The sequence below is a fragment of the Halostella sp. PRR32 genome (assembly GCF_034808085.1).
Classification (GTDB): Archaea; Halobacteriota; Halobacteria; order Halobacteriales; family Natronoarchaeaceae; genus Halostella; species Halostella pelagica.
The window spans coordinates 1-243 of the sequence record NZ_JAXHGL010000258.1; the positions used below are offsets into that span (position 1 = coordinate 1).

A 243-nucleotide genomic window follows, 5' to 3' on the forward strand; every position below is an offset into this window, starting at 1 on the left:
CGCGATCACCTTCGCGCTCCAGCAGCCGCTCCTCTCGCTCATCGCGTGGGTGTACATCACGGTCAAACAGCCGTACGGCGTCGGCGACCGCGTCCGGATCGACGACGCGAAGGGAGACGTGATCGGCGTCGACTTCCTCGTGACGACGCTGTGGGAGATCAACGGCGAGCTGGTGACGACGAATCAGCCGTCCGGGCGGGTGGTGACCGTGCCGAACAGCGTCGTGCTCTCCTCGAACGTGGT

The 243-nt window shown here is 65.8% G+C and carries 1 protein-coding gene; it reads left to right on the forward strand.

Going from position 1 to position 243, the window contains the following annotated elements:
- Positions 1-243, forward strand: a 243-nt coding sequence (locus SM753_RS21065; protein WP_323192988.1) for a mechanosensitive ion channel domain-containing protein, incomplete at both ends; no start/stop codon positions are given.